This window comes from Thermanaeromonas sp. DSM 22490, from assembly GCF_056378755.1.
In genome coordinates this window covers 1-10,968 of the sequence record NZ_JBJHHE010000042.1, presented here as the reverse complement: position 1 = coordinate 10,968, position 10,968 = coordinate 1, and the positions used below count along the sequence as shown (strand labels likewise).

Below are 10,968 nucleotides of genomic sequence, written 5' to 3'. Positions count from 1 at the left end.
CTGCACCCACCTTTGCTTGTATCCCACCCTAATAGATTAATTCGTCAGGGTTGCGGTTTTATCATGCCAACAGTTTTGAGCCTAGGCCTGCTTGGCTTGCGCTCGCTCCCGAAACCCTCGCGGGCCAAACTAGCGTTTCGGCTCAAGGCTCCGGCAGGCTTCCCGGCCAATTCGACATCCTGTCTCAATTGCCGGCCTCGGCCATCCGTGGCCTCGGGCCTGCCTCCGCCTTTCACCTCTCTAAGTTTGGCTACCGCTCGGGTTTAGTCGCTCGCTTTCAAGTCCAAGCAGGCCTCCCCTGTAAAAAGTGGGGATAACTCAATAGGCTCGGGTCTTGCAACTTTCATAACGATAAGTTAGGATTTTAGAGCAGAAGCACTGACGTTTAAGTTACAAGCCCTAAGAAGGAGTAATCTCTATGGAAATAGGTCCTGCTATACGTAATTTCCGGGAAGAAAGAGGTTATACCCTGGAAGATCTGGCTCGCAAGTCAAACATCTCCCCTTCCTATTTAAGTGAGATAGAACGGGGACACAAGCGGCCTTCTTTAAAGACCCTGGATAAAATCTGTGCTGCTCTTAATATCCCCCGAGAAGCCCTTTTGCCTGCGGAAACGAAAGTGAGTTTGGGAGATAAAATCCGGATGATCCGCCAGGAGAAAAGCCTCTCGTTAAAAGATTTAAGCGCCAGAACGGGTATTTCTTTCACTTACTTAAGCGAAATTGAAAGGGGCGTTCTCCACCCGGCGGCTGACACTTTAAATAAAATTGCTGCGGCCCTGGAAGTCCCCCTTTCGCTGCTCTTGAGTTATTCAGAAAACTGGATCGGAAAAAAAATTAAAAGCGTGCGTGAATCCCTGGGCTTGACCCAGAGCGCCTTAGCTGACCAGGCCGGAGTTTCTGCCGCCCTCATCGGTCAGATCGAAGCCGGAAAGGTCCAACCCTCCCTTAAGACCATTGAGAAAATCGCCCAAGCTTTGGGTATCTCGCCTTGCTACTTGCTAGTAGCCCAAAATCAGCTGGAAGATATGCTGGCCTCCATGGGACCTGATTTAAGGGCTCTCCTCCTCAACAGCAATGTTCAGGCGGTACTTAAACAGATCTGCCATTTAAACGAAAAACAGCTCCGTTTTCTCCTTAAGTTTATAGAAGTATTTAAACAGGCTGAACTGGAGTAGCAAATTTTTTTGCTTTCGTCTTCGCTAACGCAATTTTTTGCGAAGCCTTTTTAAAGTATGGGAGGAATTTTCTTTGACTTGTCGAATATCTATTTTAACGAAGACAGGATGAGATTTCGGGATTTGGTCAAAGGTTCACTTTCACTACCTTTTGCGGAAGGGGTTTAGTGCTGAAGAAGGGGGTGAAACTTTGTAACCTGCGGCAGCTCCGTTGGGGAAAATCATGAGAAAATCACAACAAGAAAGGAGAATCACTGTGGAACAACCCAAATTGTCCGTTATTTTACTTTCCGGAGAATTGGAGAAGTTGCAAGCCGGGTGTCTTATCAGTTCAGTGGCCTCTATGTCGGGAATGGAAGTTAATGTCTTTGTCACTATGGAAGCTTTAAGATCTTTTCGCAAAGAGGTGATTGAGGCCAAGGATTTTAAAGCAGGTCTTATTGGCCAGGAAATGTTAAATAAAAACGTCGATCTATTCTATAAGCTCCTAGAAAACGGTAAGGACATGGGGAACTTAAAGGTATTTGGGTGTGCCATGGCCATAGACCTGATGGGATGGAAAAAAGAAGATTTCATAGACATTTTTGAGGATATAATTGGCGTTACTGCTTTCTTGGGCAAGGCTGCAGGCAGCCAGGTCATCGTAATGTAGGTTGGTTTTTGGGGGGTATATCCATGTCTGAGGAAATAAACATTACCAAGACCATTGATGCCCGGGGCTCCTACTGTCCGGGGCCGCTCATGGAACTGGTCAAAGCTATTAAGCGCGGCCAGGTGGGAGATGTGTATGAATTGTTGTCCAGCGATAGCGGTTCGGCTAAAGACGTACCGGAATGGGTCAACAAAATGGGGCATGAACTAATATATTGCCAGCCAGAGGGCGACTTCTGGCGCATCGCAGTAAGAAAAACGAAATAGTAGAGAGGCGCGGAGGTGCGGGGTGTGCGCCCAGAACCGGCGCATACCCCAAAATGTGATTTCGGTGGGGGTCAGGCTAATGACCAAACGCATAGTTATCGTTGGCGGCGGCGTGGCCGGTACTATGGTGGCCAACCGCTTAGCCCGATCTACGGTCCAAGAGCTCAATAACGGTAAACTGGAAATAGTGCAAATAGCCAATACCGCAAAGCACACGTACCAGCCCGGTTTTTTATTTATAGCCTTTAATGAGGGCTTTGTGGAACAGTTCGAAAGGGAGCAAAAATACTTGTTGCACCCCAGAATCGATTTAGTTATCGACGAAGTGAAGATCATAGATGTTAAGGGCCACAAGGTTATCACTGAGAGGCAATCCCTTGATTATGATTTTCTAGTGATAGCCACCGGGTCCTATCCCGATATGAACTCGGTGCCCGGTCTGGCGGAAGCCGGCCACACCTTCTATACTCCGGAAGGTGCCGCTAAGTTACGGGAGGCCATGTTAAACTTTCAGGGAGGCACTTTGCTCTTAACCATCGATGTGCCCCACAAGTGTCCTGTGGCACCCCTGGAGTTTATCTTTATGGCCGATGATTTTTACAGGGAATTGGGTATCCGTGAGAAAGTGAAATTGAAGTACACTTATCCCATTGGGCGCGTTCATTCCATGGAAGCTATTGCGAGCTGGGCTGTTCAAGAATTTGATAGGCGCGGAATCGAGTACGAAGTGTTCTTCAACCTGGAAAAGGTCGATCCGGAAAAGAAAATCGCCTACAACATGGACGGGTCAGAGCATCCCTTTGATTTGCTCGTCTCCATCCCGGCCCACCGCGGAGCCCAGGTCATTCAAGATTCCGGTCTAGGGGATGAAGATGGATTTATTACCACCGACCGCTATACCTTAAAAATGGAAGGACAGGATAACGTCTACGTGGTGGGCGATGCCACCAACCTCCCGGTAAGTAAAGCGGGCTCCACCGCCCATTATGAGGCAGATATAGTAGTCAAAAATATAATCAGCCAAGTAAAAGGGATTCCAGCCTCCCACCGTTATGACGGTAAAGCTTTCTGCTTCATTGAGACCGGTTTAAAGGAGGCCACCTATATAACTTTCAATTATGAACAACCGCCCAAACTGGTACCGCCTTCGGAGATGCTGCACTGGTTTAAGCTCTCTTATAACGAAATATACTGGTTGGCCGCTCGTGGCATCTTGTAAAGGGGAGGGGAGAAAATGGCCCACGGAGTCGCCTACAATTTAAATCGCCCGGAGACTTCAGAGCTTCTGCAGGAGCTGCAAAAGGTTAATAATAACCTTGAAAGCCTCCTAGCAGAATTGAATAGGTTGCAAGCAACCGGGACCCTCGATACCCTCATAAAGCTCGGTGTAGTTATCCAGGCTGCCAAGGATTCCTTGACACCGGGTGTGGTCACCAGTGTTCTGTCTCAGGTGGTAAACACCCTGTCCCTCTTAGACCGCATCCAATCCCTGGGCGGGGACCAGCTCATAGCCGGTACTATCCAGGCCTTGGAGGAAGCTGTTCAAGAAAGCAAGGACCAACCGCCGAGAAGCTTATGGAGCCTGCTGCGGCTACTAAAAAAGGACCCTCAAGTTAAAAAGAGTTTAGGGATATTGGTTTCCTTTTTACAAAAGTTCTCTACGAATCTAAACTTTGCCCAGTAGAAGTAAGGGGCCCATCTGGCCGGACAAGCCAGCGGACCCCTCTTCTTTATATTATTAAAAAAACAGGTGGGTTAGCTTCTAACTTCTACCTCATCAAAAAACGGTTCCAATTTTTGTGCTATATTCCTTAAGGTGGATGATGAATATGGAGGGAGATCCCGGTAATATCCATCGATAACAGAATCCGCGGATCTAAACTGCTGTAAAACATATCGCCTAGCCCCGGAAAGCATATGCCCGAGGGCTAAAAGATCTTCCTCCGTTAACAGGCCCGGAACCACTGTGGTCCGGAATTCATAAGCCACCCGGCTGTTTTTAATAAGGGTGATGGTTTCCTTTATAGCCTCGAGATCCGCCCGGACACCTGTAAGCAGGTTATACTTTTCCAGAGGCCCTTTAACATCCATAGCCACATAATCGAGGAGATCTTTTTCTAAAAGCCCGGCTATAACTTCGGGTTTCGTGCCATTAGTATCTATTTTGACTTTAATCCCCCTTACTTTTAATTGCTTGATAAAATCCTCCAGGTTGAAGGTTAAAGTCGGCTCTCCTCCGGTTAGACAGACGGCCTGTATGAAAGACTTCCGCCGGTCCAAAAAAGTTAAAATCTCTTCTTGGGCAATCTCCGGCAAAGCAGAAGGGCGCAATACCAGATCAGCATTATGGCACCAGGGGCAGCGCAAATTACACCCCCCGAAGAAGAGGGTGGTACAAACCTCGCCGGGAAAATCCACCAGGCTAGTCTTTTGTATACCTCTAATGGTAATAGGGCCTCACCACACCCTTTATCCTGCAAGGTTAAAAACTCGGCGCTCGCTAAATTCAGCCTGCTTGCCCTTATTCCAGTTTTTAACCGGGCGGTAGTACCCCACAATCCTGCTCCACACCTCCGCTTCCCGGCCGCAAGTAGGGCAGGTCCATTGCTCTCCCTCCAAGTAACCGTGCTCCGGGCATACGCTAAAGGTTGGAGTAATGGTGAGATAGGGCAGGCGGAAATTGGCCATCACTGTCTGTAAGAAGCGGCGGCAGGCAGCCAGGTCTGTTATCCTTTCCCCTAAATAGGCATGAAAGACGGTGCCCCCGGTATATTTAATTTGCAAAGGATCCTGGTGTTCCAGGGCTTCAAAAACATCCTGGGTAAAATTAACAGGCAAATGAGTGGAATTGGTGTAGTAAGGCTCTTCAGTTCCCGAGGTAATGATATCCGGATAGAGGGATTTGTCCAGACGCGCCAGGCGGTAAGAAGTGCCCTCGGCCGGGGTAGCCTCCAGATTAAAGAGTTGACCCGTTTCTTCCTGATAAGCGGTTAAGGTGTCCCGCATGAAATCCAGCACTTCCAGGGCAAAATCCCTGCCCTCCTCGGTATCAATGCCCTTTCCCATAAGTCCCAGTAAAGCTTCGTGCATGCCTACTATACCAATGGTATTGAAGTGGTTTTCCCAGTACCTGCCAAAGCGTTCTTTAACGTACCGCAGGTAAAACCGAGAATAAGGATAAAGACCCTGTTCCGTTAGTTTTTCCAGGATGTTACGCTTAAGCAACAGGCTCTCTTTAGCCAAATCCATGCAGGCCTTTAGCCTCTCTAAAAACTCTTGTTTAGAAGAGCTTAGATAACCCAGCCGCGGTAAATTAATGGTAACCACCCCGATGGAACCGGTAAGGGGGTTGGCTCCAAAAAGCCCGCCACCCCTTTTCTTGAGCTCCCGGTTATCCAGCCTCAACCGGCAGCACATGCTGCGCACATCCTCTGGCTTAAGATCCGAGTTGATGAAATTGGCAAAATAGGGGATGCCGTACTTGGCCGTCATGGCCAGAATTTTCTCCGCCACCGGACTTTCCCAGGGAAAATCAGGTGTAATGTTGTAAGTCGGGATGGGAAAAGTAAAGATGCGGCCTTTAGCATCACCCTCCATCATTACCTCGCAAAAAGCCTGATTGAGCCAGTCCATTTCCTTCTGGAATTCACCGTAACATTCCTTCTGACGTTTTCCTCCGATTATTACCGGCTCATTAGCCAAGGTGGGAGGAACAACTACGTCCAGGGTAAGATTGACAAAAGGTGTCTGGAAGCCCACCCTAGTAGGCACGTTTAGGTTAAAGATAAACTCCTGGAGGGCTTGCTTCACTTCCCGGTAATCCAGGCCATCATACCGGATGAAAGGGGCTAAATAAGTGTCAAAGTTGGAAAAAGCTTGGGCGCCAGCCGCCTCTCCCTGCAGAGTATAGAAGAAATTGGCCATCTGTCCCAGGGCAGTACGGAAATGTTTGGGCGGCGCGCTCTCCACCTTCTGGCCCACCCCGGCAAAGCCCACTTCCAGAAGGTCGGCCAGGTCCCACCCGCAGCAGTAGGGAGCCAAAAGACTCAGATCGTGTATATGTATGCTGCCCTCTTCGTGGGCCCGGCGAATCTCGGGAGTATAAATCTTCTCCAACCAGTACTTAGAAGTTACCGCCGCAATGATATGATTATTAAGCCCCTGCAGGGAATAATTCATGTTGCTGTTTTCGTTGATGCGCCAGTCCCGCCCGTCTAAATAATCCTGCACCATTTTTTCTACATTGACTAAAAGATTGCGGAAGTCCCGCCACTCGGCATGTTGCTGGCGGTAAAGGATATAGGCCTTAGCCGTACGGGCATGTCCATTTTCTATTAAAACCTTTTCTACCAGATCCTGTACATCTTCTACAGTGGGCAGCTGGTCAGTAAATTTCTGGGCTATTAAGGCCGTAACCTGGTTAGCCAGCTCACAGGCTAGCCGGCGGTCCTGCCCGCCTACGGCCTTAGCCGCCTTGAAAATAGCGTTGATAATGCGCTCTTGGTCAAAATCTACCACGCGGCCATCCCGTTTGATTATCTTCTTGGGCAACATCTTTTTCTTCTCCCCTCTTTTTAACTCTTATCCTTGTAAACCCAATCCTTCTCTCCAACAAAGCAAAAACCCAACTACGAATGTCCTCTACCAAGTAGTTGGGCGTAAGTTTCCTCTAACCCTTTCCCTACCTAAGCCCCCTCCCCATGCTCGTGGGTGAAAGGTGTGAATGCCAACGGGCAGGTCTCCTGGCTCAGATTCATCGCTCCTTACCTCCTTCCCAGGGTAGCGGTTACCCCAGTGGCTCTTGGTAAGGGCTCCCCTTCACAGTGGCGGCACCGCGCCGGATTTCCACCGGCTTCCCTTTAACCCGTTTAATAATGGTTTCGGCAAAAAAAGAAAAATTCCTCCCCCTTGTCAAGGGATATATAATACCTCCAGGATGCCAGGCCCTACATGTCTTACATAAGAAACAATGCTTTTGGGGTATCCTAAACCAGAGGTGAGGCCGATGAGCCACAAGAAGAATAACGATGCCCTCCGTACAGAAGATCAGCTGGACAGACTGAAGTGGGAAACGGCCAAAGAACTGGGCTTAGAGGACGATCTGGCCAATGCGGGCGAGGAGTTAACTGTCCGGGAGGCAGGTAAAATTGGCGGCAATATGGTGCGCAAACTGGTCAAAGCCGGAGAAAAAGCTCTGGCTGAAGAAGGAGAGCGTAAAGCTCGCCTAAACCTGCGAGATAAAGGAGATAACTTCTAAGGTAAAGGTTGCGCCCGAAAGGGCGCCATCTTTTCTGGAGCTGCACTTCAAAAGCCGTACCCATCCCCTACCTATCCAGCCAAGACTTTCATATTTATTTCTCATTGATTGCCCGTCTCAATCCCTTTCCAAAGGTCATTAACTTTTTTATACTTTTTAGAGGAAAATGAGGCTCGTTGGAGAATATAGATATGATTTCAGCTGAAATTTTCTTTTTGCTTTGGGTGGACATCCTTTCTTGTCAACCCAGAGAGCCTTCTGCCTTTCAGGAATATGTTAATCCCAGCATTGGCGCTTCTTGTTCCCCTGCATTTTGTGAATGATCTATAATTAAATTTATAACTCCATCCAAACTCTCAAAGAAAGGATGTTGCCTTCAATGGAAGAGCGGACTTTTCTCGATGGTCTCTCTTTGCTGGCCGAAAAAAATAATTATATCGACCCGGAGTTATATGAAAAGTATAATGTAAAGCGCGGTTTGAGAAATAAAGATGGCACCGGTGTTTTAGTGGGTTTAACCGAAATAGGAGAGGTACATGGTTATATTCTTGATGAAGGTGAAAGAATTCCGGATAAGGGACGTTTGCTCTACCGGGGGATCGATGTTTGGGACATTGTTCACGGCTTCCAGAAAGAAAATAGATACGGGTTCGAGGAAGTTTGTTATCTGCTAATTTTTGGGGAATTACCCGACCGGCGAAGCCTTCAGGAATTCACAAACCTTCTAGCAGAAAAAAGAAACCTTCCCGAGGGATTTGTAGAAGATATGATTCTTAAGGCCCCCAGCCGAGATATTATGAATAAATTGGCCAGGAGCGTTTTAGCTTCTTATTCTTATGATGAAAACCCGGATGATACAAGTATCAGAAATGTCGTTAGACAGAGCATTGAGCTTATAGCCCGCTTCCCCATCATGGCAGCCTATGGCTACCAAGCCAAATGCCATTACTATGATAACAAGAGCCTGTATATACATTTACCGCAAAAGGAATTGGGTACCGCCGAAAATTTTCTGCACATGATAAGATCTGATAATCAATACACCAAGCTTGAAGCTGAATTGCTGGACCTGGCTCTGGTGCTCCATGCCGAGCACGGCGGAGGTAACAATTCCACCTTTACCGTTCATGTTGTTGCTTCCACCGGAACCGATATATACTCCGTTATTGCTGCGGCGGTGGGTTCCTTAAAAGGCCCCAAGCATGGCGGAGCCAATATTAAAGTAATGGAAATGATGGATGATATAAAAGAAAATGTCAAGGACTGGAAGGATGAAGAAGAAGTTAAGTATTACCTGGCCAAGATTTTAAGGAAAGAAGCTTTCGACAGGAAAGGATTAATTTACGGGTTAGGCCATGCCGTTTATACACTGTCCGATCCCCGGGCCGTCTTGTTGAAAGAGAAAGCAGCCGAACTGGCTAAGGCCAAGAATATGGAAGAAGAGTTCAATTTGTACTTAACTATAGAGAAGGTAGCTCCAGAGGTATTCGCCGCCGAAAAACAGGCTGATAAAATTATAGCTCCCAATGTAGATTTTTATTCCGGCTTTGTATACAAGATGCTAAATATTCCGGTGGAGCTCTATACTCCCATCTTCGCTATAGCAAGAATTTCAGGCTGGTGTGCTCACCTGATAGAAGAGCTTGTAAGTGGCGGAAGAATTATCAGGCCAGCTTACAAGAATGTACTACCTAAGAGAAGTTACATCCCTTTGGATCAAAGATAACCTGCTCGGCTTTCTACAGAGATGGCTTATGGCCATCTCTGTTTTTATCTAAGCTCACCCTCTTCCAGAACCGTTTGTCCGTCAATTATAAGGGTTGGCTTTAGAAGCACCCCGTCCAGGTGGCTGGGCGCCTCTATCCTGCCGCCCATGCTCATATTGTCACCCAAAGCAACATGTACTGTCCCCCGTACTTTTTCATCTTCCAGGACTCTACCGGTTATCTGTGCCCGGGGATTGAGCCCGATGCCCAGCTCGGCTATATTCCGCGCTGCCGGGCCGTAACGATGGAATATTTCTTCCAGCCATGCGGCAGCCCTGCAACCTGCCACTTCTACCACTTCGCCCTTGCGCACCTGTAGCCGCAAGGGCTCCTCCAGTACGCCCCATCCGGCCAGGGCCGCGTCCATCACCAGTTTACCCTCGGCCGTCCCTTCCACAGGAGCAATGAAAGCCTCCCCTGCTGGAAGATTGCCAAAGCTGCCAGGAGCAGTATATAGCCCCGTATCCGGATATCCTTGCCGGCCCGCTAGGGAAAAAGTAAGTTCGGTCCCCGCAGGTGTATATAGTTCAACACGACTGCCTTCAGTTAAAATTTGGGCATAATGCCTGCATTCGGCGGCCATTTTTTCATAGTCTACTTCTAGAGTGCGCACCAGCATCTCAACTGTAGCATCGGGGAGGGTAGCAATACGCGCTCCTGCCCGGCAGGCCTCGCGCCGGGCCTGGGTATGGGTAAGTGACTTGGAAGTCGGTATCACTACCACCTGCGCTGCCTTCATGGCCTGGGCTACAGCTTCAGGCGGCTCCTGTCCGTGATTGGCGCGTGGCAGCATATAAAAAAGTAAAGCTTCGGCACCTAACTCTTTAGCTGCCTCGTAGAAGTTCTCCCCGATCTCCCGCAAGGGTTCATCAGTAACCACTAGGACCTGCTCTCCGGCTTTTACGGCGAGGCAGGTTTGCAGGGCAAGATGCGCTACTTTGAACAGGTTCGTCATAAGTCCAACCTCCTAGTATTTTTGGGCCTTACCATCTTCGTTTTTAGTTTCCTTTTAGTTCCCTTAGACATTTTACCATGAAATGGCGAAGAAGGAATAAGGAAAACCCTAAAGTTAACAGGCTCGATAAATTATATTTATAAAGAGGATTTAACATATAAATGACGAATATCGTTTATTACGTGACAGGGAAAATAATGCACAACGAAAGGGTAGGTGGCAATGGGCCTTAATAGTATAACCTACCTGCCTGCAACAATGACATTAACTGAATGGGAGGCAGAGATTTTTCGCAACGCTAGTTCTAATGCTCATTATCCCAAGGGATACATAATCTTCGGCGCAGGTGACATTGCTGACAAAGTTTACCTTATTAATTGCGGGCGTGTAAAAATTTACCGGTTAACATCCGAGGGGCGCCGGGTAACCGTATCCATTCGCCATTCCGGTGAACTATTCGGCCTTGCTGAGACTTTGTGTGAAACGGAGCGCCTCTGTTTTGCCGAGGCCCTAGAAGATGTAAAGTTATCCGTCCTGAAGAAGAAGGCCTTCGAAAACCTCCTGATAGAACATCCTCTCTTCGCCATCAAAATTGCTAAGGTCTTGGGGAGCCGGCTGCGGGAAGCTGAAAGTATAATACATAACATTATGTACTACCAGATTCCAGAGAGGCTGGCCTTATTATTGCTGAAACTGGCTGAACGGTGCGGAAAAGAAGAGAAGGAAGGAATAGTTTTAAAGCTACGCTTGACTCATGAAGAAATAGCCTGCATGGTTGGCACCTCCCGTCAGACAGTGAGTTCAGTGCTAAATAACTTTAAGATAACCCCATTAATCCCTAACTGCTCTTTTCCAGCTTGATACCCCTGTTACTGATGTAACTGACCAGGGACTC

11 protein-coding genes and 1 riboswitch are annotated in these 10,968 nt (G+C 48.0%); of the genes, 8 read left to right on the top strand and 3 right to left on the bottom strand.

Going from position 1 to position 10,968, the window contains the following annotated elements; translation table 11 throughout:
- The first annotated feature begins 418 nt into the window (after positions 1-418).
- From AC1BI1_RS14860 to AC1BI1_RS14840, 5 genes are all read left to right on the top strand, one after another.
- Positions 419-1,177, top strand: coding sequence for a helix-turn-helix domain-containing protein (locus AC1BI1_RS14860; protein WP_476718087.1), 759 nt, complete (start codon positions 419-421; stop codon positions 1,175-1,177).
- 256 nt (positions 1,178-1,433) lie between these two features.
- Entirely contained in the window at positions 1,434-1,829 is a 396-nt protein-coding gene (locus AC1BI1_RS14855) for a DsrE/DsrF/DrsH-like family protein (RefSeq protein ID WP_476718086.1), read from the top strand.
- A 23-nt stretch (positions 1,830-1,852) separates the two neighbouring features.
- The gene (locus AC1BI1_RS14850; protein WP_476718085.1) at positions 1,853-2,095 is read left to right on the top strand and encodes a sulfurtransferase TusA family protein; all 243 of its coding nucleotides are present in this window, start codon (positions 1,853-1,855) and stop codon (positions 2,093-2,095) included.
- Positions 2,096-2,174: 79 nt separating this feature from the next.
- Positions 2,175-3,314 carry an NAD(P)/FAD-dependent oxidoreductase gene (locus tag AC1BI1_RS14845; RefSeq protein WP_476718084.1) on the top strand — a complete coding sequence of 380 codons (1,140 nt, stop codon included), beginning with the start codon at positions 2,175-2,177 and terminating at the stop codon, positions 3,312-3,314.
- Positions 3,315-3,329: 15 nt separating this feature from the next.
- On the top strand, positions 3,330-3,779 hold the full coding sequence (locus AC1BI1_RS14840) for a DUF1641 domain-containing protein (RefSeq protein ID WP_476718083.1): 450 nt from the start codon (positions 3,330-3,332) through the stop codon (positions 3,777-3,779).
- A 71-nt stretch (positions 3,780-3,850) separates the two neighbouring features.
- Here AC1BI1_RS14840 and AC1BI1_RS14835 read toward each other — a convergent pair whose 3' ends face one another.
- Together AC1BI1_RS14835 and AC1BI1_RS14830 are read right to left on the bottom strand one after the other, a co-directional pair.
- Complete coding sequence (locus tag AC1BI1_RS14835; RefSeq protein ID WP_476718088.1) at positions 3,851-4,531, bottom strand: anaerobic ribonucleoside-triphosphate reductase activating protein; 681 nt, start codon at positions 4,529-4,531, stop codon at positions 3,851-3,853.
- A 33-nt stretch (positions 4,532-4,564) separates the two neighbouring features.
- Positions 4,565-6,649, bottom strand: a complete 2,085-nt coding sequence (locus AC1BI1_RS14830) for a ribonucleoside triphosphate reductase (RefSeq protein ID WP_476718082.1) — start codon at positions 6,647-6,649, stop codon at positions 4,565-4,567.
- Positions 6,650-6,810: 161 nt separating this feature from the next.
- A riboswitch (cobalamin riboswitch) is annotated at positions 6,811-6,978 on the bottom strand.
- 122 nt (positions 6,979-7,100) lie between these two features.
- On the opposite strand from AC1BI1_RS14830, the gene AC1BI1_RS14825 reads away from it, so the two are divergent.
- Entirely contained in the window at positions 7,101-7,352 is a 252-nt protein-coding gene (locus tag AC1BI1_RS14825) for a small, acid-soluble spore protein, alpha/beta type (RefSeq protein WP_476718081.1), read from the top strand.
- A 379-nt stretch (positions 7,353-7,731) separates the two neighbouring features.
- Complete coding sequence (locus tag AC1BI1_RS14820) at positions 7,732-9,078, top strand: citrate/2-methylcitrate synthase (RefSeq protein ID WP_476718080.1); 1,347 nt, start codon at positions 7,732-7,734, stop codon at positions 9,076-9,078.
- Between the two features lie 44 nt (positions 9,079-9,122).
- Here the strand turns inward: AC1BI1_RS14820 and AC1BI1_RS14815 are convergent, their stop codons facing one another.
- Positions 9,123-10,073, bottom strand: a complete 951-nt coding sequence (locus AC1BI1_RS14815; RefSeq protein ID WP_476718079.1) for an aminopeptidase — start codon at positions 10,071-10,073, stop codon at positions 9,123-9,125.
- Positions 10,074-10,295: 222 nt separating this feature from the next.
- On the opposite strand from AC1BI1_RS14815, the gene AC1BI1_RS14810 reads away from it, so the two are divergent.
- A complete protein-coding gene (locus AC1BI1_RS14810) occupies positions 10,296-10,934 on the top strand; it encodes a Crp/Fnr family transcriptional regulator (RefSeq protein ID WP_476718078.1) in 639 nt (212 codons plus the stop codon).
- The last annotated feature ends 34 nt before the right edge of the window (positions 10,935-10,968 follow it).